Origin of the sequence: Plantactinospora sp. WMMB334 (genome assembly GCF_049179095.1) — a bacterium.
GTDB lineage: Bacteria > Actinomycetota > Actinomycetes > Mycobacteriales > Micromonosporaceae > Plantactinospora.
On the sequence record NZ_JBMHME010000002.1, the window covers coordinates 3,958,220 to 3,980,847 of the forward strand.

General features: G+C 71.8%; 14 protein-coding genes, 2 rRNA genes and 2 pseudogenes. 1 reads left to right on the forward strand and 17 read right to left on the reverse strand.

Annotated elements, in window-relative coordinates:
• Positions 1-138: 138 nt before the first annotated feature.
• The 12 genes and pseudogenes from ACN27G_RS16900 to ACN27G_RS16955 all read right to left on the reverse strand — a co-directional run.
• Positions 139-1,851 (reverse strand): annotated as a pseudogene (locus ACN27G_RS16900) (CTP synthase); the annotation flags it as partial.
• A 146-nt stretch (positions 1,852-1,997) separates the two neighbouring features.
• Positions 1,998-4,271, reverse strand: a complete 2,274-nt coding sequence (locus ACN27G_RS16905) for a hypothetical protein (protein ID WP_421493780.1) — start codon at positions 4,269-4,271, stop codon at positions 1,998-2,000.
• Entirely contained in the window at positions 4,271-5,470 is a 1,200-nt protein-coding gene (locus ACN27G_RS16910) for a glycosyltransferase family 4 protein (protein ID WP_421497340.1), read from the reverse strand. The genes ACN27G_RS16905 and ACN27G_RS16910 overlap by 1 nt, the downstream gene beginning before the upstream one ends.
• Positions 5,462-7,153 (reverse strand): annotated as a pseudogene (gene murJ / locus ACN27G_RS16915) (murein biosynthesis integral membrane protein MurJ); the annotation flags it as partial. The pseudogene murJ and the gene ACN27G_RS16910, both read right to left, overlap by 9 nt.
• 1 nt (position 7,154) lies before the next feature.
• Positions 7,155-8,048: a hypothetical protein gene (locus tag ACN27G_RS16920; protein WP_421497341.1), complete on the reverse strand. Its 894-nt coding sequence runs from the start codon at positions 8,046-8,048 to the stop codon at positions 7,155-7,157.
• A gap of 41 nt (positions 8,049-8,089) precedes the next feature.
• Positions 8,090-9,025: a copper transporter gene (locus tag ACN27G_RS16925; RefSeq protein ID WP_421493781.1), complete on the reverse strand. Its 936-nt coding sequence runs from the start codon at positions 9,023-9,025 to the stop codon at positions 8,090-8,092.
• 48 nt (positions 9,026-9,073) lie between these two features.
• On the reverse strand, positions 9,074-10,252 hold the full coding sequence (gene steA / locus ACN27G_RS16930) for a putative cytokinetic ring protein SteA (protein WP_421493782.1): 1,179 nt from the start codon (positions 10,250-10,252) through the stop codon (positions 9,074-9,076).
• Positions 10,253-10,489: 237 nt separating this feature from the next.
• The gene (gene recN / locus ACN27G_RS16935) at positions 10,490-12,247 is read right to left on the reverse strand and encodes a DNA repair protein RecN (protein ID WP_421493783.1); all 1,758 of its coding nucleotides are present in this window, start codon (positions 12,245-12,247) and stop codon (positions 10,490-10,492) included.
• A gap of 164 nt (positions 12,248-12,411) precedes the next feature.
• Positions 12,412-13,296, reverse strand: a complete 885-nt coding sequence (locus ACN27G_RS16940) for an NAD kinase (RefSeq protein WP_421493784.1) — start codon at positions 13,294-13,296, stop codon at positions 12,412-12,414.
• The gene (locus ACN27G_RS16945; protein ID WP_421493785.1) at positions 13,293-14,120 is read right to left on the reverse strand and encodes a TlyA family RNA methyltransferase; all 828 of its coding nucleotides are present in this window, start codon (positions 14,118-14,120) and stop codon (positions 13,293-13,295) included. The genes ACN27G_RS16940 and ACN27G_RS16945 overlap by 4 nt, the downstream gene beginning before the upstream one ends.
• A 24-nt stretch (positions 14,121-14,144) precedes the next feature.
• Positions 14,145-14,399: a hypothetical protein gene (locus ACN27G_RS16950; RefSeq protein WP_421493786.1), complete on the reverse strand. Its 255-nt coding sequence runs from the start codon at positions 14,397-14,399 to the stop codon at positions 14,145-14,147.
• Positions 14,400-14,451: 52 nt separating this feature from the next.
• Positions 14,452-15,033: a phasin family protein gene (locus ACN27G_RS16955; RefSeq protein ID WP_421493787.1), complete on the reverse strand. Its 582-nt coding sequence runs from the start codon at positions 15,031-15,033 to the stop codon at positions 14,452-14,454.
• A gap of 120 nt (positions 15,034-15,153) precedes the next feature.
• Here ACN27G_RS16955 and ACN27G_RS16960 point away from each other — a divergent pair, with 120 nt between their 5' ends.
• Positions 15,154-15,492, forward strand: coding sequence for an alkyl sulfatase C-terminal domain-containing protein (locus ACN27G_RS16960; RefSeq protein WP_421493788.1), 339 nt, complete (start codon positions 15,154-15,156; stop codon positions 15,490-15,492).
• Positions 15,493-15,531: 39 nt separating this feature from the next.
• Here ACN27G_RS16960 and ACN27G_RS16965 read toward each other — a convergent pair whose 3' ends face one another.
• The 5 genes from ACN27G_RS16965 to ACN27G_RS16985 form a co-directional block, all read right to left on the reverse strand.
• Positions 15,532-16,566 carry an HAD-IIA family hydrolase gene (locus ACN27G_RS16965; protein WP_421493789.1) on the reverse strand — a complete coding sequence of 345 codons (1,035 nt, stop codon included), beginning with the start codon at positions 16,564-16,566 and terminating at the stop codon, positions 15,532-15,534.
• The gene (locus tag ACN27G_RS16970) at positions 16,563-17,582 is read right to left on the reverse strand and encodes a Replicase polyprotein 1ab (RefSeq protein ID WP_421497342.1); all 1,020 of its coding nucleotides are present in this window, start codon (positions 17,580-17,582) and stop codon (positions 16,563-16,565) included. Before ACN27G_RS16970 ends, ACN27G_RS16965 begins: the two co-directional genes overlap by 4 nt.
• 407 nt (positions 17,583-17,989) lie before the next feature.
• Positions 17,990-18,973: a hypothetical protein gene (locus ACN27G_RS16975; protein WP_421497623.1), complete on the reverse strand. Its 984-nt coding sequence runs from the start codon at positions 18,971-18,973 to the stop codon at positions 17,990-17,992.
• 261 nt (positions 18,974-19,234) lie between these two features.
• Positions 19,235-19,351 (reverse strand): 5S ribosomal RNA (rrf, locus tag ACN27G_RS16980).
• A 94-nt stretch (positions 19,352-19,445) separates the two neighbouring features.
• Positions 19,446-22,566, reverse strand: a 23S ribosomal RNA gene (locus ACN27G_RS16985).
• Positions 22,567-22,628 lie beyond the last annotated feature (62 nt).

The window sequence follows — 22,628 nt, forward strand, 5'->3', positions numbered from 1 at the left end:
CGAGGAGGAACTCGCCCGTGCCGGCCGGACCTGCCGGTTGTTCCCGGTGACCTCCTCCGAGTCGGTGAACTCCGCCAGCTCGGAGCGTTCGGCCGCCGTCCCGGAGCGCTCCCCGGAGAGCACGGCGGTGGCACCGCCGGCTCCGGAGGCGCCCGCTGCCGGGCCGGCCACCGGGGTCAGCTCCACGGGAAGCTGGTCGGCGGAGGAGTAGGCGACGACGGCGGCGACGAACGCGGCGAAGAGCGGATGCGGCCGGGTCGGCCGGCTCTTCAGCTCCGGATGCGCCTGGGTCGCCACGAAGAACGGATGCAGCGACCGGTCCAGCTCGACGAACTCGACCAGCCGGCCGTCCGGCGAGGTGCCGGAGATGTGCATTCCGGCCTTTGTCAGCGCGTCCCGGTAGGCGTTGTTCACCTCGTACCGGTGCCGGTGCCGCTCGCTGACCTCGGTGTCGCCGTACGCCTGCGCCACCAGCGAGCCCTCCACCAGCCGCGCCGGGTACGCGCCCAGCCGCATGGTGCCGCCCATGTCACCCCGGCCGGCGACGATGTCCTCCTGGTCGGCCATGGTGGCGATCACCGGGTGCCGGGCCTCGGAGTCGAACTCCAGCGAGTTGGCGCCGTCCAGCCCGGCGAGGTGCCGGGCCACCTCGATGGTCATGCACTGCAACCCGAGGCAGAGACCGAGGATCGGGATGGCGTTCTCCCGGGCGTACCGGGCCGCGCCGATCTTGCCCTCGATGCCGCGTACGCCGAACCCGCCGGGGATGACGATCCCGTCGACGCCGGCCAGCGCGGTCGCCGCGCCGGAGGCGGTGACGCACTCGTCGCTCGGCACCCAGTGCAGCTCCACCCGGGCCCGGTGGCCGAAGCCGGCCGCCCGGATCGCCTCGCTCACCGACAGATACGCGTCGGGCAGGTCGACGTACTTGCCGACCAGCGCGACCCGGACGGTGTGGTGCGGGTGGTGGACCCGCTCCAGCAGGTCGTCCCAGCGCTGCCAGTCGACGTCCCGGAACGACAGCCCCAGCCGGCGGACCACGTACGCGTCCAGGCCCTCCCGGTGCAGCACCTTCGGGATGTCGTAGATGCTCGGCGCGTCGGGTGCGGCGATCACCGCCTCCCGGTCGACGTCGCAGTAGAGCGACAACTTGTGCTTGAGCTTGTCCGGGATCTCCCGGTCGGAGCGGCAGACGATGGCGTCCGGCTGGATGCCGATGTTGCGCAGTGCCGCGACCGAGTGCTGGGTGGGCTTGGTCTTCAGCTCGCCGGACGGCGCCAGGTACGGCACCAGCGACACGTGCAGGTAGAAGCAGTTGTCCCGGCCGAGGTCGTGCCGGACCTGCCGGATCGCCTCCAGGAACGGCAGCGACTCGATGTCGCCGACCGTGCCGCCGACCTCGGTGATCACCACGTCCGGGGTGCGGCCGTCCTCGTCGGCGTCGCCCATGGCGAGGATCCGGGCCTTGATCTCGTTCGTTATGTGCGGGATCACCTGCACGGTGTCGCCGAGGTACTCGCCCCGGCGCTCCTTCGCGATCACCTCCGAGTAGATCTGCCCGGTGGTGACGTTCGCCTTGCCGGAGAGGGCACGGTCGAGGAACCGCTCGTAGTGCCCGACGTCCAGGTCGGTCTCGGCCCCGTCGTCGGTGACGAAGACCTCCCCGTGCTGGAACGGGTTCATGGTGCCGGGGTCGACGTTGAGGTAGGGGTCGAGCTTCTGCATCACGACCCGTAGGCCACGCGCGGTGAGGAGGTTTCCGAGGCTGGAGGCGGTCAGGCCCTTGCCGAGCGAGGAGGCGACGCCCCCGGTGACGAAAATATGCCTGGTCGTCCGTACTGAAGGGGCCAAGGCCTGCTCCCGTGGTCGTCTGTCGCGGTCATGCGAACCGGTGTCGGATCAGTCGAGTGATCCACGCGATCCACGGGATTCCACGCTAACACCTACCCTGGCCGGGGCGCCGGGGGCATCCGTTTCCACCGGCGGGCCGGTGCCGGTCAGCCCGCCGCCACCCCGGCCGACGACTGCGCCGGGCCCGCTTGCGCGGCGGTCCCCTCCTCCCCCGTGGCAGGGCGCGACTGCTCGACCCGCGGACCGCCGGGCGGCGCCGTGACGGCACCCGCCGACCGGTCGGGACCCTTCGGCGGCGCCGACGGCTCGTCGGGAGACGTCGCCGGGATGGTCCGGTCGGTGGCGTGGTCGAGCACCCGCAGCGCGGCCAGCGCCGCCATCGGCACGGTCAGCGCCGCCGCCGCACCGGCGACGTTGAGAGCCGTTCCGCCGAGCAGGCCGGCGATCAGTGCGGCCACGACGATGCCGGCCATTCCGGCGCGGATGGCGGGATAGATCCCGAAGAGCCGTTTGAGCCCACCCCAGGGGCGGAGCAGGGCAAACCACACGAGCACCGCACCGACCAGCGCGAGAACGGTGAGCGGGCTTCCGGCCAGGGCGGAGAGGTTGGCGGCGCCGGATCGGTGCACGGTCAGCCCGCTGCTGCCGTCGCCGACGGCGGTCAGGAACCGGCCGACGCTGCCCTGCTGGGCGAGCGGCTGTTGCAGGTCCAGGATGGCGAAGCCGACGGTGACCGCCAGGCCCGCGATGCTGGCCCAGGCGAGCCGGCCGAGGGTGAGCCAGCCGCCGGTGCTGATCACGGCGGCGATGCTCACCCCGGCGGTCAGTGCGACCGCACCGACGGCGTCGGCGCCCAGGTAGGGACTGCCGACCACGATCACTCCGAGCACGCCGACCAGCACCACCACGGCCGGCCGCCAGCTCCGGCGGACCTGCTGCGCCAGCCACCCGGCCGAGAGCAGGATGGCGGCGATGAAGACGCCGAGGCCGACGACACCGAGGCCGGCGTACCGGCCACCCTCCAGGGCCGAATACCCGGTCACCCCGTTGAGCTGCAGGCGCGCCCCGGTGACCACGTCCGCGCCGACGATGACCGCGGCCAGCCCGGCCACGCCGGCCAGCGGCCAGAGGGTGCGCTGGTACGCCGGGGCGAGCCGCACCCCGGCGGTGGCCAGCGCCAGCACCACCGCGGTGACCAGGCCGTAGTAGAACCCGGCGTGCTCGCCCCGCCACCACGGGAAGATGTCCGCCACGAGTGCGGCGGGGATCGCCAGCGCGGCGGCGATGAGCAGTACCTCGACCGTGCCGACCACCCGCCGGGGCACCGGGGCGGGCCCGGACGGGCCGGCGTCGCGGCGCGCCCGGCGCAGCAACGGCAGCACGGCCACCGCGAGCAGGCACTGGAGCCCGGCGAGCAGCAGGAAGAACCAGCCGGCCACCCGCTGCTGGGCCCCGGCCTCCCGGTCGGCGTCGGCGGGCGCCGCGATCGCCGTCGGCAGGTCGGCCGGGCGGTCGCCGACCACCGCCGCCGGCTGCCCGATGAAGAGCCGTTCCGGGGCCGGCCGACCCAGCGCCGCCAGCGCGGTGGGTGCCAGGTCGACGAGCTGCAGGTAACCGTCCCGACCGGTGCTGGGCGAGGTCAGCCAGCCCCGTCCCCAGCCGGGGCCGTCCGCCACCACCACGTGCAGTCGGGACGTCCGGTCGGTGTCGGCGACCCCGGCCACCATCACCAGGGACCGCTCGGGGCGGGCCGCCAGGACCCGGGCCAGGGCCTCGTCGGCCCGGCGCGCGGCGTCGGCCCGGCGGGCGGGATCGTCGCCGCTGACCGTGCCGAGGTCGATGATGCCGAGTACGCAGGTGGCGAGCAGCGCGGTCGGGTCGGGCGGCAGCTCGGCGGCGTACCGGTCGACCCGTCCGAACGGTCGGGCCGCGGCGACCGCCGCACCCGGGCCGACCGCGACGGTGCAGCGGACCGATTCGGCCAGCGCCCCCGGCATGGTGCCCCAGCGCAGCCGTTCCTGGTTGTAGGTCACCGTCGCCCGCTGGTCGGGCAGGTTGGCGCTGATCCCGTCCGGCCGCTCGACGGTGATCTCCGGGGCCGGACAGGTCTCCCCGACGACCGTCTCGTCCCAGGCGGCGAAGTTGCCGGCGCCGAGGGTCTGCCAGCCGTCGACCGGGCAGGTCGGCTGCCGGGCCGACCGGACCGCGAGGGAGCCGATGGCACCCTGCTCGGCCATCCGCCACAGCGTCGGGGTGTTCGCCGGATCGACGTCGTCCCAGCGCAACCCCGGCACGCCCGCCACCAGCACGTAGTCGGCGGTCTGCTCGGGCCCGTCCGAGGTCGGCCGCACGACGAGCGCGGCGATGCCCAGCGCCACCACCGCCGCCGTCAACATGACGGGTACCAACCGGCGCAGCATCAGCCCCGCCCCGCCGACGAGCCGCTCTCCGGGCCCGTGCCGCCGTCCCCGGCGACGTGGCCGGGTGTGCGCCGATCCGGCGGCGGCGATCCGGGTACGCCGAGTTCGGCGTAGACCGCGGCGACGGCGGCGACCGTCTCCTCCTCGGTCGGCCACCGTGCCGCCTGCGCGGTGGCCCGTCCGGCCAGCTCGGCCCGGCGGGCGGGGTCGTCGAGCAGCGCCCGCACCGCCTCGTCCACCGCCGCCACCTCACCCGGCGGCACCAGCACGGCCGCCTCGCCGACCAGTTCGGGCAGGCCGCCGACCGCGGTCGCCACCAGCGGTACGCCGGCCCGCAGCGCCTCCTGCGCGAAGAGCTGCCGCGCCTCCCAGTCGCTGGTGACCACCGCCAGGTCGGCCCCGGCGAGCAGGTCGGCCACGTCGGTGCGGTGCCCGAGCAGGGTCACCGGGGCCCGGGCGGCCGAGATGCGGGCGGCCAGTTGCAGATAGCTCGGCCCGCTGCCGGCGACCACCACCACCGGCACCGGCTTCCGCTCGCGCCACCGGGCCGCGGCGTCCACCAGCACGTCGTACCGCTTCTGCGGGTGCAGCCGGCCGACCGAGACGATGAGTGGCTGCTCCGGTGCGACGGCGAACTCGGCCCGGACCGCCTGCCGGCTCCGACGCGGCGGCGGCAGCTCCGGGGCGGCGACCGGGGCGAGCCGGGCGTCCGGGGAGCCGAGCGCCACGGCCCGCGCGACGAGGTCGGCGGAGGCGCCGAGGACGACCCGGGCCCGCCGGGCCACGATCCGCTCGGCCAGCCGGGAGAGCCGGCCGCGCAGCCCGCCGGCGAGCACCGCGTTGTGCAGGGTCACCACCACCGGTACGGCCGGACGGGCGAGCACCGCCACCAGGCCGGCCCGCAGCCCGTGCGCGTGCACCACGTCGACCGGCCCGGCGGCGAGCGCCCGGCGCAGCCCGGCGACCGCCCGCACGTCGGCCGGGGTGGGACTGGCCGGGATCTCCACCGGGACGAACCGGGCTCCTGTGGAGGTGAAGTCGAACTGCTGCTGCGTGGCGGCGGGACCACAGACGGTGACCGTCAGCCCGGCGCCGACCAGCCCGCGGGCGAGCGAGGTGACGTGCTGACCGACGCCGCCGGTGCTGGAGGCGAGGACCAGGAGCACCGAGCCGGCCCGGTCGGCGGCAGCCCCGGTCACCGGTTCCCCCGTACCCGCTCGCTCACCGCGCCCCCGCTCCTTCCCGTCGTCCTCGCCCGGGGCCCGCGCCAGCAGGCGGCGCAGCCGGGCCCGGGCCGCTGCCAGCAGCGGGCGGACGTCGTGCCGGTCCAGCGGATAGGCGACCGCGACGAAAGCCACGCCCACGGCTACTCCGGACAGCATGCCCTGCACGAGGGCGTCGACTCTCGCCGGGGTACCACTTCCGAGGCCCGGCAACCGGTGCGCCAGCAGCGCACCCACGGCCGCCGCGACCGTGCCGGCGAGCAGCCCTACCAGCGCTGACCTGGGAAAACCGGTCAGCGCGGCCGGTCCGGCACTGCGCCGGACCGCCCGGACCAGCAGGACCCCGAGCACCAGCATCCCGACCGAGTTCGCCAGCCCGACCGCGAAGACCCGGTAGTCGACCGGCAGCGCGGCGGAGAGCGCCACGGCAGCGACCGGCACGACGAGCCAGCCGGCGAGGGTGGCCACCGCCGCGGGCCGGGTGGCGCCGCGCGCGTAGAGGGCCCGGGTGAGCACGGCGAAGAGCCCGTACCCGAGCAGGCCCGGCGCGAAGCCGGCGACGGCGGCGGCGAGCGGCGGGCCGCCGCCCGGCCAGAAGAACCGGGCCACCGGCTCGGCGGTGCCGGCCAGCGCCGCCGCGCCGAGGGCGCTGAAGAGCAGCACCCGGCGGGCGGTCGGCGCCAACGTGCGCCGGTACTCCGGCTCGTCCCCGGCGGCGTGCGCGGCGACCAGCTGCGGGTACGCCGCGATCGCCAGCGGCACGGCGAGCACCGCCCAGGGCAGCAGGTACACCGTCTGGGCGAGGTTGAAGACCACCGGCGCGCCGGTCGGTCCGCCGCTGACCTGGTGCAGGCTGACCACCAGCGCGACCTGCTGGCCCAGCACCGTCACCGCCCCGGCCAGCGCGAGGCCACGGATCCTGCCCCGGGCCCCGGCGGCCAGCGTGTAGCCGGGGCGGAGCCGCAGGCGCAGCCGGCGCACCGGGACGAGCAGCGAGAGCGAGAGCACCACCACACCGAGCGTGGTGCCGGCGGAGAGGATCAGCTCGCCGCCCCGGCCGACCCCGCCGATGCTGGGATGGATCCCTTCGACGGCGGCGAACGCCAGGTAGACCCCGATCACGGTCACGCTGGAGAGCAGCGGCGCCAGCACCGGCCAGGCGAATCTGCGGTACGACTGGAGCACGCCGGTGAGCACGATGCCGATCCCGTAGAGCGGCAGTTGCGGGGCGAAGACCCGGAGCATCCGCGCCCCGGCCTCGATCTCGGTGCCGCCACGCCCCTCCGAGATCAGTCCGACGATCGGTTCGGCGAGCAGCGCCACCGCGACGGCGAGCGGGACGAGCAGGCTGACCGTCCAGGTGAGCAGGGCGCCGGTGGTGGCCGAGACCGTGGCCCGGTCGCCGGCCGCGACCGCGCCGGCCAGCAGCGGTACGACGAGACTGGCCAGCGCCCCTCCGGCGACGATCTCGAAGACGATGTTCGGCACGCTGTTCGCCACCACGTACATGCCGCCGAGGTCGCTGTCCTCTCCCATCACCCAGGTGAAGACGGCGGTACGCCCGAACCCGGCCAGTCGACTGGCCACGGTGAGTACGGCGATCAGCGCCGCGGCGCCCGCGACGCGCCCGGCGCCGGCGAGGGGTGCCGGCCTGCCCACCTCAGGAGTGTCGCCGGCCCAGGGCGTCGAGCTCGCGCAACCCCCTGGTGTTCTGGATCACCTGGGTGAAGCTGACCTTCTCGCTGGCGGCGGTGAGCGCGGCGATCACGGCCAGCGCGCCGGCCCGCCCCACCGGCCCGGTGCGCGCGGCCAGCGCCACCCCGAGCAGCGCACCGAGCGCGTTGGCGCCGCTGTCTCCGAGCATGACCCGCTCGTCGAGGTCGGCCGGGAGCAGTGCGGCGGCGGCCCCGACCGGGCCGGCGGCGAGCCCACCGGTCGGGCCGGGCAGCAGCGGCGCGCCGAGCAGCAGGCCGGCCTTGAGCGCCCGGCCCGGTCGCAGGTCGAGCAGGTTGACCAGGTTGGCGGTGCCGGCGATCACGCCCGCGCCGAGCAGCACGTCGAGGGTTCCGGCGACCGGCCCGGAGCGGGCCTGCCGGCGACCGGCGCGGCGGTACGGCCGACGTCGGCCGGGGTGGGCCCGGACGGTCGGGTCGGCGGCGAGCAGGGCGGCGGCGGCGAGCCCGGCGGCACCGACTCCGGCGATCTTGACGATGCCGCTGGTCACCCGCCCCTGCCGGAGCGCGGCCAGGTGCCCGGCGAAGCCCTTGGCGGTCTTCTGCTCCGGCCGGGCGCCGACGACGTCGTCGTAGAGCCCGACGGCGCCGCAGGAGAGGCCGGCAACCAGCGCGGCGGCTCCGGCGGGCCGGCTCGGTGCGCCGAGCGCCCCGCCGACGGCGGCCCCGGCGGCGAGCGCCGGACCGGCGGCCAGGGTGACGGTGCGGCCCCGGAAGTTGGTACGCCGCAGCCCGGCCGCCCAGGGCGAGGCGAGTACGCCGCGCAGCGCCGCCCCGGCCAGCAGCACGCCGGTGCCGAGTGCCCGGGAACGGCGCCACACCTTCGCCGGGTCGGCCTGTCCCCGGTCGGCGTCGCGGGCGGTCACTCCGGCCGTTCCGGCAGCAGCGAGTCCACGCTGGCACCGACGCCGTAGGCGCCGGCCCGCTTCTGGGTGAGCTGCTGGACCACGGCGAGGGCGGTGACCACCTGCCCGGCCACGGTGTTGGCGTTGTCGACGGTGGAGATCGTCTTGGCCAGTGCGGGATCCCGGCGTACCTCCGCGACCAGGTTTCCGCCGCTGCTGCCGTTGCCGGCCACCACGAGCGCCCCGGCCCGGTCGAACTGCTCGGCGAGCTGGACCACCGACCTGTCCTTCCGGGTCGCGTCCCGGTCGACGTAGGGCGGCCCGCTGACCAGCACCACCGCCTCGGCGGGACCGCTGATCTTGTCGGGGACGGTGAGGTAGCCCTCGTCGCTGTAGTCGTCCAGCACCGACCGGCGGTCCGCGTCGGTCACCGGCGAGCCGCCCTCCGGGCGGTCCAGCAGGGCGCTGGCCAGCAGTGCGCTGGACTTCTCCACGCCCTCGCTGCTGGGCAGCCCGACGTCCGGCACGGTGGGCCGGGCCGCCTTGGCGGCGACGCCGAGCAGCAGGACGCTGTTGTCCGGGTCGATGAACTTCTCCTGTACGTCGATCCGCCCGGTGATCGTGGCCCCGCCCATCCGCAGCATCTCGGCGATCCCGTCGGCGTGCTCCTGGCCGCTCGGCAGGGTGAACAGCAGGACGCGCCGGTCGGCCAGGGTGTCCTTGAGAATGTGCGGCGCGGCCTCGGTGAGGAAGTCCTCCTCGCGCTTGACCTCGGTCTCCAGGTTGTTCACGGCTTCGCGGAGCTGCTCGTTGTGCTTGCTGAGTCCGTTGACCCGGTCCTTGAGCGAGTCGGCGACCGGACCGTTCAACGCCGCGGTGCCCACCACCAGGCCGATGGCCAGGGCGAGGAAGACCGCGGTCAGCGAGACCACGTGGTACCGGAAATTGATCACAACAAGCGCCTCTTGGGAGATCGGGGGCGGAAGGACATCGGCTCGGAGCTAGAAGAGCTGCCCGAGCTGGAATACCACATTGTCCCACCATTCGGAGGCGACCCCGAGGTATGCCTTCCCCACGGTGGAGACGGCGACGGCGGACGCCATCGCGGCGACCGCCGAGAGCACCAGCAGCAGGAGGGACGACCCGGAGATGCTCTGCCGGTAGAGCCGGCTCACCCCCTTGGCGTCGACCAGCTTGCCGCCGACCTTCAGCCGGGTCAGGAAGGTGGAGGCCATGCCGCCGCGCCCCTTGTCGAGGAACTCGACAAGGGTGGCGTGGGTCCCCACCGCGACGATCAGCGAGGCCCCCTTGCCGTCGGCGAGCAGCATCGCCAGGTCCTCGCTGGTGGCGGCGGCCGGAAAGGTCTGCGCGGAGACGCCGAGCCCGTTCACCCGGGCCAGCCCCGGCGCCCGCCCGTCGGGATAGGCGTGCACGATCACCTCGGCGCCGCACCGCAGCACGTCGTCGGTGACCGAGTCCATGTCGCCGATGATCAGATCCGGGGTGTAGCCCGCCTCCACCAGCGCGTCCGCGCCGCCGTCGACGCCGATCAGCACCGGCTTGAACTCCCGGATGTACGGGCGCAGCACGTCGAGGTCGGCCTTGTAGTCGTAGCCCCGGACGACGATCAGGCAGTGCCGGCCCCGGATCGGGGTCTCGACGTCCGGCACGCCGACGCCGTCGAGCAGCAGCTCCCGCTCCTGCTTGAGGTATTCCATGGTGTTGGCGGCGAACGCCTCCAACTGCACCGAGAGCCCTTCGCGGGCGTCGGACATCGCCTTGGCGACCGACTCGGCATCCTGCCGGCTGCCGTGCCCGATCGGCTCGTCGTCCCGCAGCACGGTGTTGCCGTCGATCCGCAGGGTGTCGCCCTCCCGGATCTGCTGGAAGACGCTCTCGCCGAGGTCGTCGAGGAGGGGGATGCCCGCCTTGATCAGCACCTCCGGGCCGAGGTTGGGATAGCGACCGGAGACCGACGGCTTGGCGTTGAGCACCGCGGCCACGCCCACCGCCACCAGCGAGTCCGCCGCCACCCGGTCCAGGTCGACGTGGTCGATCACCGCGATGTCACCCGGCCGCAGCCTGCTGACCAGGCGTTTCGTCCGGCGGTCGAGGCGCGCGGTGCCGACGATCTTGCCCGGTTCCGCGCTCCGGGCCCGGCGCAACATGGGTAAACGCATCCTGACCATCCTGGCACGTGGGGCAGAGCTTTCTATCGCGACATGCCTGAGCAGGGCCGCCACCCCAGGGAATCACATCGACGCCCGACCAGGTGTGGCCGGCGTCACACCGGTCGGTTCGGTACCACGTACCATACCGCCGCGGTCACACCCGGCTCGGCGCCAACCCTCGTCCCCGGCTCCGAACCCGGCGCCGCGCCGGGCTGCACGCCCGATCCGTCGCGCGGCTCCGGCCGTTCATGGGCGCCGCTCCCGGGCCGCCACCGCCAGGAGTTCCTCCGCATGGGCGATACCCAGATCGGAGTCGGGCAAACCAGCGAGCATCCGGGCCAGTTCCCGGGCCCGGTCGGTGTCCTCCACCATCCGCACCCCGCTGGTCGTCACGGCGCCGCCGGTGTCCTTGGCCACCACCAGGTGCCGATCGGCAAAGGCGGCGACCTGCGGCAGGTGGGTCACCACCAGCACCTGGTGACTGCGGGCCAGCCGGGCCAGCCGGCGGCCGATCTCGACGGCGGCCTGCCCGCCCACCCCGGCGTCGACCTCGTCGAAGACCAGGGTCGGCGGCCCGCCCGAGCCGGCGAAGACCACCTCGATCGCGAGCATCACCCGGGACAGCTCACCGCCGGAGGCACCGCGCTGCAACGGCAGCGCCGGGGCACCAGGATGGGCGAGCAGCCGCAGCTCGACCTCGTCGGCGCCGTCCGGACCGACCCCGACCTCCACACCGTCCACGGTCAGCGACGGCTCGGACCGGCCGGCCGGCCGGGGCAGCACCGCCACCTCGATCCGGGCGTGCGGCATCGCCAGCCCGGCCAGCTCCACCGTCACCTGCTCGGCGAAGCGGGTGGCCGCCTCGCGACGCGCCGCCGAGAGCCGGCCGGCCAGCTCGGCCACCTCGCCGGCCAGCCGCTGCCGCTCCCGGTCCAGCTCGTCGAGAAGGTCGTCGGAGCTGTCCAGCTCGGACAGGCGGGTCCGGGCCCGCTCGGCCCAGGCGATCACCCCGTCGACGTCGTCGGCGTACTTGCGGGTGAGTCCGCGCAGCGCGGCCCGGCGCTCGTAGATGACCTGCAGCCGGGCCGGATCGGCGTCCAGCGCGGCGAGGTAGCCGGACAGCTCCGCCGCGACGTCGCCGACCAGCGTGGCGACCTCCTCCAGCCGCACCGACAGGTCGCCGAGGGTCCGGTCCACCCCGGCCTGGGCCTCCAGCGTCCGCCGGGCGTGCCCGAGCAGCGTGGTCACGTCGGCCATCTCGTCGGTCGGCTCGGCGGCACCCGCCACGCAGTGCTGCGCGGTCTGCGCCGCCGTACGCAGCCCCTCGGCGTGCTCCAGCCGCTGCGCCTCGGCCTTGAGCTCCTCGTCCTCGCCCGGCTGTGGGTCGACCCGGGTGATCTCGTCCAGGCCCAGCCGCAGCAGGTCGGCCTCCTGGTTGCGCTCCCGCGCGTTGCGCCGCCGGTCGGCCAGGTCGTCACAGACCCGCCGCCACCCGGTGTACGACTCGCGCAGGCTCTCCAGCAGCTTCTCGTGCTCCGCCCCGCCGAACCGGTCCAGGGCGGCCCGCTGCTCGGCCGGGCGGAGCAGCCGGAGCTGGTCCGACTGGCCGTGCACGGCCAGCACCTGCTCGCCCACCTCGGCCAGCATCGACACCGGCATGCTGCGGCCCGCCACGTGCGCCCGCGACCGCCCCTCCGCGGTGACCGTGCGGCTGAGTAGCACCGACCCGTCGTCGTCCGGCTCGCCGCCGGCGTCCACGATCCGGGCGTGCACCGCCGTCGCGGTGGCGCCGGCCAACCGCAGCCGCCCCTCCACCATGGCCCGGCCCGGATCGGCACGCACCCGGCCGGCGTCGGCCCGCCCGCCGAAGAGCAGGCCGAGACCGGTCACCACCATCGTCTTGCCGGCGCCGGTCTCGCCCGTGATGACGTTCATGCCGCCGGTCAGCGGCAGGGTGGTGTCCTCGATGACGCCCAGTCCGGTGATGCGCAGCTCTTCCAGCACAGCAACCGACAGTAGTAGCGGTCACCGACACTTGACCACCCGGCACGCGCCCCGAGATGAGTGGCCGCCACGCCGCGAGCGGTTCCCACCGGCACGCCGGAGCCGCCGCCTGCGGCCACCTGCCACCTACCGCCCGCGCCCTACCGCCCGAGTCCACCCGCGATCTACCTGCGGCCGCCTCGCCAGCCGTGCACCGGCAGGCCGAACTTGGCCACCAGCCGGTCAGTGAAGTGTCGGGCCCGCAGCCGGACGATCCGCACCGGAAGGGCGCCCCGCTGCACCGTCACCCGGGCCCCGGGCGGCAGGTCGTAGACCCGGCGGCCGTCGCAGCAGAGCACGGCCAGGGTGGTGAACGGGTCCACCGTGATGGTGAAGGTCGCCGTCGGTGCGGTGACGACAGGCCGGCTGAAGAGTGCGTGCGCGCTGATCGGCACCAGCAGCAGCGCCTCCACCTCCGGCCACACCACCGGCCCACCGGCCGAGAAGGCGTACGCGGTGGAGCCGGTCGGTGTCGCGCAGACCACACCGTCGCAGCCGTACCGGGACAGCGGGCGTCCGTCGACGTCGACGAGGAGCTCGAGCATCTGGGCACGCTCGCCCTTCTCCACGCTCGCCTCGTTGAGCGCCCACGACTCGATCACGGGGCCACCCTCGAACTCCGCCCTGACGTCGAGGGTGAGCCGTTCGTCCACTGTGTAGTTGCGGTCAACCACGTCCCGGACCGCCTCGTCCAGGTCGTCGATCTCGGCCTCGGCGAGGAAGCCGACCTTACCGAGGTTGATACCGAGCAGCGGCGCCTTCGCCGGCCTGGCCAGGTCGGCGGCGCGCAGAAAGGTGCCGTCGCCGCCGAGCGCGAAGACGATCTCCGCGCCCTCGGCCGCGTCGAGCAGGCTCACCGGGGTCACCCCGGGCAGATCCAGGTCGTCGGCCTCCTCGGCCACCACCCGGACCTCGAAGCCGGCCTGGATCAGGTCCGCCGCCACCGTACGGGCGTGTTCGGTGCTCCGCCGCCGTCCCGTGTGCGTCACCAGCAGTGCGCTGCGACTCATCGGGCTCCCTCCCGCGCCACGGCCGGCCCCGCCGCCACCACCGCCGCGACCAGCGCCTCGTCCGCGGCCGGAGCGCCGGCGCGCAGCCAGACGAAGAACTCCACGTTTCCGCTCGGCCCGGGGAGCGGGCTGGCCACCACGCCGGCCAGGCCCAGTCCCAGCCCGGCCGCCGCCCCGGTCACCGCGAGCACCGCCTCGGTCCGCAACTGCGGATCGCGTACCACGCCACCGCTGCCCACCCGTTCCTTCCCGACCTCGAACTGCGGCTTGACCATCAACACCAGGTCGCCGTCCGGCGCGGTGCAGCCGGCCAGCGCCGGCAGCACCAGGCGGAGCGAGATGAACGAGAGGTCCGCGACCGTGAGGGTCACCGTGCCGCCGATGGTGTCGGGCGTCAGGGTACGCACATTGGTGCGCTCGAATACCCGTACCCGTGGATCTTCCCGGATCCTCCAGGCCAGCTGCCCGTAGCCGACGTCGACCGCCACCACCTCGGCGGCACCCGCCCGGAGCAGCACGTCGGTGAAACCGCCGGTCGACGCCCCCGCGTCCAGGCAGCGGCGGCCGGCGACGGCGAGCCCGTCGGAGGTGAACGCGGCCAGGGCGCCGGCCAGCTTGTGCCCGCCCCGGGAGACGTACTCCGTGCTCGGGTCCTCGCCGAGCACCCGCACCGGATCGGCCGGGTCCACCATGGCGGCCACCTTGTGCGCGCGCACCCCACGGACCTGGACCCGCCCGGCCTCGACCAGTGTGGCGGCCTGTTCCCGGGACCGGGCCAGACCGCGGCGGACGAGTTCGGCGTCGAGCCGGGTGCGACGTGCCATCGAGGGTTCTCCGGGAGACGGGGCTCAGGTCTGGTCGATGGTGGCGAGCGTTTCCCGCAGCGTCTGGTGCGCCGCCTCGTACTGGGCGATCTGGTCCGCCGGCGGAAGGTCCGCCGCGTTCGCCATCGCCTGCAGTGCCGCGTCGACGGCGGGGTGACCGGAATTACCGGCGTCGGGCGCGCTCCGGTCGCTGAACGCGCTCCGGTCGCCGGGGGTGGCCGGACCGGTGCCGGCCGGGGGGCGCGGGCGGAACGGTCCGGGAGCGGGAACCTGACTCATGCTGCCCCTCCCTGCCGCCCGGTCGCCCTCCGGGCCTGTCCTTCCGCGGCGATCATGCCGCACCGCCACCCGGCGTCGTGGTCCGCTCGGCCACCGTCTTACCCGGTACGGCCTTCTTCGCCACCACCGCCTTGCCGGGCGCAGCCTTCTTCGCGACCGTCTTCTTCGCCAGAGCCTTCTTCGCCACAGCCTTCGTCGCGGGCGCATCCGGTGCGGCCGCCTTCTTGGCCAACGTCTTCTTCGCGACCGTCTTCTTCCCGACGGCCTTCGTGACCGCCGCCTTCCCCGCCCCGTCCGCTTCCGGCTCCAGGCCCGTGCCACCCGGCGCGGTCCGCCTGGCGGCGGCCAGCTCCCGTTCCAGGTTGCCGACCCGTTCGGTGAGCGCCGCGACGTCCTCCCCCGTTGCCAGGCCGAGGGCGCCGAGGGTCCGGTCGATCTCGACCCGGATCATCCGGGTCAGCGCCTCCCGGTTGGCCATTCCGGTGGAGAGCAGTTCCTCGGCCATCGTCTGCAGTTGGGCGGCGGTCGCACCGCTGGAGCCGACCAGCTTCCTGGCTGCGGCCTGCGCGCGCTTCTTCGACGCCTCTGTGAGCCCGAGGGCCAGTTCGAGATAGGCCCGCCATGCATCCTGCATACCCCGGTCCTTCCGCGGGTGCCGACTGTTCAGGTTGTCACGCTACCGGGCGCCCGGCGGCGCCCAGTGCGGTACGGTGCCCGGGGGGACGGGCGTGGCGTGATGCGAGGGGGCACGACGATGGCGACCGTTGAGGAGTGCCGGCAGGCATTGCACGATTTGGCGGCCCGGATGGACGCCAACGCCGAGAAGGTACGCAAGCAGGTCGATCTCGATCGCACCCTGGCCTGCCGGATCACCGACCTGAGCACGGCGTTCCACGGCCGGCTGGCCGGCGGCCGCCTGGTCGACCTGACGGACGGGGACGACCCCAAGGCGAAGGTCGCCCTGAGCATCGCCAGCGACGACCTGATCCGGCTGGTCCGGGGCGAGTTGGACGTCCCGCGAGCGCTCGCCTCCCGGCAGATGTCGATCAATGCCAACCCGCTGGACCTGCTGAAGCTCCGCAAGATGCTCTGACGCCTCGGCCCGACGCCTCGGCTCAGGAGGCCGCTTCGCTCAGCGCAGCAGGCCGAGTTCGTCGAGCGCCTTCCGGGCCGCCTCCGAGCCCGGTTCGACGCCGTCGACCGCAGTTCCTGCCCAACTCGCCGCACAGAGCGCCGCCAGCGCGGCAAGGCTCGACCCGGCCCCGGTGAGCGTTGCCGGGGCGCCGCCGACCACTCGCCAGCCGTCCCCGCCGTCGGAGGTGCCGGCCCCCGGCCCGGTCAGCCGCGCGACCTGGGCCGGGTCGAAGAGCCCACCCAGGTCGTGTGCCACGAACTCCGGGCGGGCCGACGGCGGCGCCCGCAGCAGGTCGACTGCGGCGGCCACGCCGGTGAGAACCAGCAGGCTCGCCATCCCGGCCCGGACCGCACCCTCGATGTCGGTGTCCAGTCGATCGCCGACGGCCAGCGGACGGGCCGCGCCGAACCGTCGGGCGGCAGCGGTGAACAGGGCCGGCTCCGGCTTGCCGACCACCACGTCGGGATCCCGACCCAGTGCGGTACGCACCGCCGCGACCAGGGAGCCGTTCCCGGGCACCGGGCCACGGGCGGTCGGCAGCGTCCGGTCGGTGTTGGTGGCGAACCAGTCGGCCCCGGCCCGGATGGCCAGCGTCGCCTCGGCCAGCTCCGACCAGCCCACCTCCGGCCCGTAGCCCTGGACCACCGCGACCGGCGCGTCCTCGAACCGGGCGACGGGGCGTAGCCCCACGTCACGCACCTCGGCCCGCAGCGCCTCGGCCCCCACCACCAGCACCGGTGAGCCGAGCGGAAACCGGTGCGCCAGCAGTTCCGCCGCCGCAGCCGCCGAGGTGAGCACCTCGTGCGGTTGCACGGCGAGCCCCATTCCGGAGAGCAGGGCGGCAACCTCGGGGGCGCGCCGGGAGGCGTTGTTCGTCGCGTACGCCAGCGGCTTGCCCTCGTCGTGCAGCCGGGCGATCGAGGCGACCGCCGTATCGATCGGCCGGTCGACGAGATAGACCACGCCGTCCAGATCGAGAACCACCAGGTCGTACGCGTCAACCAGCCGGCCGTCCGGCGCGGAACCGCTCACGACTCGGCGGTACGCGTCGGCCGCGCGGGATCGGGCTCGGCCACCCGACCGTTCGCACTCCCGCCGGTGCGCTCGTCCGGGCCCGGGTCCGGTCCCTCGTCCACCTCCGTGTCCTGCTCCCCGTCCCCGATCTCGCCTCCGCCCGGCGCCACCGCCCCGGCCGTCCCCACGCCATCGCCATCGGGGTCAACGCCGCCGCCATCGGGGTCAGCGTTGGCATCGCCACGGGGGTCAACGTCGCCACCGGGGTCAGCGTTGGCATCGAGGTCCGCGTCGCCACCGGGGTCAACGTCGGCATCGGGGGCGGCGTGTGTGTCAGCGTCGGCGTACATGCCAGCGTCCTGCGCCCGGTCGGCTCCGTCTCCGTCGTCTCCGTCGTCGTACCCGTCCTCAGACTCGTCGTCGCCCTCCAGGACCACGCCGTCGAGCTCCAACAGCCGTTCCGCAGCGTCGGTCTCACCGAACTCGTCGACCTCCGCCGCCCGGGAAAACCACTCGCGTGCCTCTTCCCGCCGGCCCGCCGAGAGCAGCGCGTCGGCGTACGCGTACCGCAGCCGGGCCGCCCACGGCTCGGTCGTACCGGCCGTCAGTTCGCGTACCTGGAGCATCGCCACCGCGGCATCGCCCTGGCCGAGGTCGCCACGGGCTCCGGCCGCCACGATCAACAACTCCACGGCCCCCGCAGGGTCGAGCGCCTCGCGGTCCGCGCCCCGATAGAGGTCGATAGCCCGCTCGGGACGCCCGAGCGCCCGCTCACAGTCGGCGAGCACCGCCAGATGCGTCTGCCGCCCGCTCATCCGGTGGTAGGTGCGCAGTTCGGCGAGTGCCGTCTGCCACTCGCCGGCCCGGTACGCCGCCAGCCCGACGGCCTCGCGCACCGGTGCGATCCGTGCCGCGAGCCGGCGCGCGGCGAGCGCGTGCTCCAGAGCGAGGCTCGGATCATCGTCGAGTAGCTGACCCGTCGCGACGAGATGCCGGGCGACGCTCTCCGCGACCGGCTTCGCCAGGGAGAGCAGCTCGGCCCGGACCCCGCTGTCGAGGTCCGTGGCGACGATCTCCGCCGGAAGGGCGGGCCCCGACGCTTCCCGGGCCTGGTCGACCGGCCGGGCGGATCGATCGCCCTGGCCACGCCGATCCGTTCCGGCACGGGAACCTCCGGTCTCTTTCCCGGCGGTTCCGGAGAAGGCTTCGCCGGTGCGCCGGGGTGCTGTCCCGGAACGGCGGTCCTCCTCGGCACCGGCTCCGACCGGACGTCGGGTCCCCTCGCGTCCCCCACCGCTCCGGCCGTCCCGCTCCGTACGGCGGAAGCCGCCACGGTCACCGCCGCGAGTATCGTCCCGGTCCGAGTCTCGGACACCCTCGCGGGTACGCCCGGCGAACCCACGACGACCGTCGTCGCCGAAGCGTCGTCCGCCGTCGCGTCCTACGCCGCGCTGGCCGCCGCCGTCGGACGATCCACCTCGATAACCGCCGCGCCCGGCATCGCCGCCGGAGTCCCGAGCCGCACGATCCCGGTAACCACTGTCGCCGCGAGAGCCGCTGTCGCCGCGACGACCGCTGTCGCGTCCGCCCGCATCACCGCGATATCCGCGCTCGCCGTCCCGGTAACCGCCACCGCGTGGGTCTCGATCACCCCGGCGCTCGTAGCCGGAGCCGGGCCGGGAACCGTCCCGGTAGCCGCCGCGCCGGTCACCACCGGCGTAGTCGCCACGGTAGCCACCGCCGGACCTTTCCTCGCCGCGCCGGGCGTCGTCCCGGTATCCACCACCGCGCGGGTCACGGTCGCCCCGGGTGTCGCGGCCGTAACCGTCACGGGGGCCACGGTCACCCCGGTCGAAGCTGTCCCGCCCACCGGACCGGTAACCGCCGGACCGGTAACCGCCCTCGCGGTCGCCGGCGCTTCGGCCCGAGCCGGCTGCGCGATCCTCCCGGCGTCCGTCCCGGCCCCCGAAAGCGGGGCGACCGGAACCGGATGCCTCTCCCCGACGCCCGTCACCTCGGTAACCGCTTCGCCGGTCGTCACCCCGCCGGTAGTCTCCACCGTCCCGGAAGCCCGCGTCGCGGCCGCGATGGTCCGCCCGATGCCCGGAGTCCCGGTTTCCGCCGCCCACGCCGTCCCGATACGAGCCCCGGTCGCCGCCGGTCCGTCGATCGCCATCCCGGAACCGTCCGCCCCCGGGCCCACGCTCGGCCCGAAAGTCGCGATCCCCCCGGGAGTCCCGGTCACTCCGAGAATCCCGGTCACCGCCGAACCCGCCGCCGCGCCGGTCGCCGCCGAACCCGCCAGCACCACGCCGGTCGTCACGGAACCCACCACCGCGTCGCTCGTAACCACCACCGGGCCGGTAGTCACCCGCGCCGTCCCGGGGAGCTGGCCGATCAAGGCGGTCACCGTCGCGGCCAGCAACGCTCCGGCCGCCGTCTTGATAGCCGCCCCGATCGCCGGAGCTGCCGCCGCGGGAATCCCGATCCCCGCGATAGGGCGGACGTCCGTCCCGACGCGCGGAGCCGTCCCGACCACGGTCGCGGTCCGGACGATCGTCTCGACGGCGCGGGCGATCTCCGCCGTGCGCTCCTGAACTCACGGGTACATCCTTCCTCATGGCGCAGATCGCCAAAACACACAGTGCAGGGCCACCCCGTCCGGGGTGGCCCTGCACACTAAGATGTCCGGCGGTGTCCTACTCTCCCACACCCTCCCGAGTGCAGTACCATCAGCGCTGGAAGGCTTAGCTACCGGGTTCGGAATGTAACCGGGCGTTTCCCTTCCGCCATAACCGCCGTAACCCTATCAACACAACAAACAACACCCCGGCCACACCCGGGACAACACCGTTGTTCGTTTGCTGTGAATCACACAGTGGACGCGTAGCAGCTTTGTAGACAAGTCCTCGGCCTATTAGTACCGGTCAACTGAACCAGTTACCTGGCTTACATCTCCGGCCTATCAACCCAGTCGTCTCACTGGGAGCCTTACCCCCACACGGGGTGGGATACCTCATCTCGAAGCAGGCTTCCCGCTTAGATGCTTTCAGCGGTTATCCCTCCCGAACGTAGCCAACCAGCCGTGCCCCTGGCGGGACAACTGGCACACCAGAGGTTCGTCCGTCCCGGTCCTCTCGTACTAGGGACAGCCCTTCTCAAGTATCCTACGCGCACGGCGGATAGGGACCGAACTGTCTCACGACGTTCTAAACCCAGCTCGCGTACCGCTTTAATGGGCGAACAGCCCAACCCTTGGGACCTGCTACAGCCCCAGGATGCGACGAGCCGACATCGAGGTGCCAAACCATCCCGTCGATATGGACTCTTGGGGAAGATCAGCCTGTTATCCCCGGGGTACCTTTTATCCGTTGAGCGACACCGCTTCCACACGCAAGTGCCGGATCACTAGTCCCGACTTTCGTCCCTGCTCGACCCGTCAGTCTCACAGTCAAGCTCCCTTATACACTTACACTCAACACCTGATTGCCAACCAGGCTGAGGGAACCTTTGGGCGCCTCCGTTACCATTTAGGAGGCAACCGCCCCAGTTAAACTACCCACCAGACACTGTCCCTGAACCCGATAAGGGCCCCAAGTTAGATACCCGAACCAACCAGAGTGGTATTTCAAGACTGCCTCCACCCATACTGGCGTATAGGCTTCACCGGCTCCCACCTATCCTACACAAGCTAATTCAAGCACCAATGTCAAGCTATAGTAAAGGTCCCGGGGTCTTTCCGTCCTGCCGCGCGTAACGAGCATCTTTACTCGTACTGCAATTTCGCCGGGCCTGTGGTTGAGACAGTGGGGAAGTCGTTACGCCATTCGTGCAGGTCGGAACTTACCCGACAAGGAATTTCGCTACCTTAGGATGGTTATAGTTACCACCGCCGTTTACTGGCGCTTAAGTTCTCAGCCTCGCCCCGAAGAGCTAACCGGTCCCCTTAACGTTCCAGCACCGGGCAGGCGTCAGTCCATATACATCGAATTACTTCTTCGCATGGACCTGTGTTTTTAGTAAACAGTCGCTTCCCCCTGCTCTCTGCGGCCATACAACGCTCCACCAGCAAGTGGCTTCACGTCTCCGGCCCCCCTTCTCCCAAAGTTACGGGGGCAATTTGCCGAGTTCCTTAACCACAGTTCACCCGATCGCCTCGGTATTCTCTACCTGACCACCTGTGTCGGTTTAGGGTACGGGCCGCTCGGAACTCGCTAGAGGCTTTTCTCGACAGCATAGGATCACTGACTTCACCTGAATCGGCTCGGCATCACGTCTCAACCACATACACCACGGATTTGCCTATGGTGCGGTCTACACGCTTACCCCGGCACAACCACCGGCCGGGCTCAGCTACCTTCCTGCGTCACCCCATCGCTTGACTACTACCCGCCAGGACCCCACGCAACCCCATCTCGGTCCGAAGACCGCCACAGGATCGGATGGTTAGCACAACGAGGTTCATCACGGGCGCTCCTACACGGGTACGGGAATATCAACCCGTTATCCATCGACTACGCCTCTCGGCCTCGCCTTAGGCCCCGACTCACCCAGGGCGGATTAACCTGGCCCTGGAACCCTTGGTCATCCGGCGGAAGGGTTTCCCACCCTTCTTTCGCTACTCATGCCTGCATTCTCACTCGTGCCGCGTCCACAACTCGATCACTCGGCTGCTTCACCCCCGGCACGACGCTCCCCTACCCACCCACACACCTGCACAACCACCCAAAGATGATCGCGAAGTCAATGTGTGAATGCCACAGCTTCGGCGGTGTACTTGAGCCCCGCTACATTGTCGGCGCGGAACCACTTGACCAGTGAGCTATTACGCACTCTTTAAAGGATGGCTGCTTCTAAGCCAACCTCCTGGTTGTCTATGCGACCCCACATCCTTTTCCACTTAGCACACGCTTAGGGGCCTTAGCTGGCGATCTGGGCTGTTTCCCTCTCGACTACGAAGCTTATCCCCCGCAGTCTCACTGCCGCGCTCTCACTTACCGGCATTCGGAGTTTGGCTGATTTCAGTAACCTTGTAGGGCCCCTAGACCATCCAGTGCTCTACCTCCGGTAAGAAACACACGACGCTGCACCTAAATGCATTTCGGGGAGAACCAGCTATCACGGAGTTTGATTGGCCTTTCACCCCTAACCACAGGTCATCCCCCAACTTTTCAACGTTGGTGGGTTCGGCCCTCCACGCGGTCTTACCCACGCTTCAGCCTGCCCATGGCTAGATCACCCCGCTTCGGGTCTAGAACACGCGACTACACGCCCTATTAAGACTCGCTTTCGCTACGGCTACCCCACACAGGTTAACCTCGCCACATGCCACTAACTCGCAGGCTCATTCTTCAAAAGGCACGCCGTCACCCCACCAGAAAAATCCGGCAAAGCTCCGACGGATTGTAGGCGAACGGTTTCAGGTACTATTTCACTCCCCTCCCGGGGTACTTTTCACCATTCCCTCACGGTACTCGTCCGCTATCGGTCACCAGGAAGTATTTAGGCTTACCAGGTGGTCCTGGCAGATTCACGGCAGATTTCAGGAGTCCGCCGCTACTCGGGAACACCCACAAAGAAGACCAGGCGCTTTCACCTACCGGACTATCACCGCCTACGGTTGGCTTTTCCACACCATTCAGCTAACACCCGGCTTTGTAACTTCTCGGAGAAGTGTCAGCTTCCCCCACGGAGTCCCACAACCCCGACCACGCAACCCCTGACAGGTATCACACGCAACCGGTTTAGCCTCATCCGCTTTCGCTCGCCACTACTCACGGAATCACAATTGTTTTCTCTTCCTACGGGTACTGAGATGTTTCACTTCCCCGCGTTCCCTCCACACACCCTATGAATTCAGGTGCAGGTGACACCACATGACTGGTGCCAGGTTACCCCATTCGGACACCCTGGGATCACAGCTCGGTTGACAGCTCCCCCAGGCCTATCGCGGCCTCCCACGTCCTTCATCGGCTCCTGGTGCCAAGGCATCCACCGTCCGCCCTTGACAACTTGACCACAAAGATGCTCGCGTCCACTGTGCAATTCTCAACAAACGACCAACCCACAACCCACCACCC

Bases quoted from the DNA above. Each gene is read 5' to 3' on its own strand.
- ACN27G_RS16905 (WP_421493780.1), bottom strand. From the start codon at position 4,271: ATGCTGCGCCGGTTGGTACCCGTCATGTTGACGGCGGCGGTGGTGGCG.
- steA (WP_421493782.1), bottom strand. From the start codon at position 10,252: ATGCGTTTACCCATGTTGCGCCGGGCCCGGAGCGCGGAACCGGGCAAG.
- ACN27G_RS16940 (WP_421493784.1), bottom strand. From the start codon at position 13,296: ATGAGTCGCAGCGCACTGCTGGTGACGCACACGGGACGGCGGCGGAGC.
- ACN27G_RS16945 (WP_421493785.1), bottom strand. From the start codon at position 14,120: ATGGCACGTCGCACCCGGCTCGACGCCGAACTCGTCCGCCGCGGTCTG.
- ACN27G_RS16950 (WP_421493786.1), bottom strand. From the start codon at position 14,399: ATGAGTCAGGTTCCCGCTCCCGGACCGTTCCGCCCGCGCCCCCCGGCC.
- ACN27G_RS16955 (WP_421493787.1), bottom strand. From the start codon at position 15,033: ATGCAGGATGCATGGCGGGCCTATCTCGAACTGGCCCTCGGGCTCACA.
- ACN27G_RS16960 (WP_421493788.1), top strand. From the start codon at position 15,154: ATGGCGACCGTTGAGGAGTGCCGGCAGGCATTGCACGATTTGGCGGCC.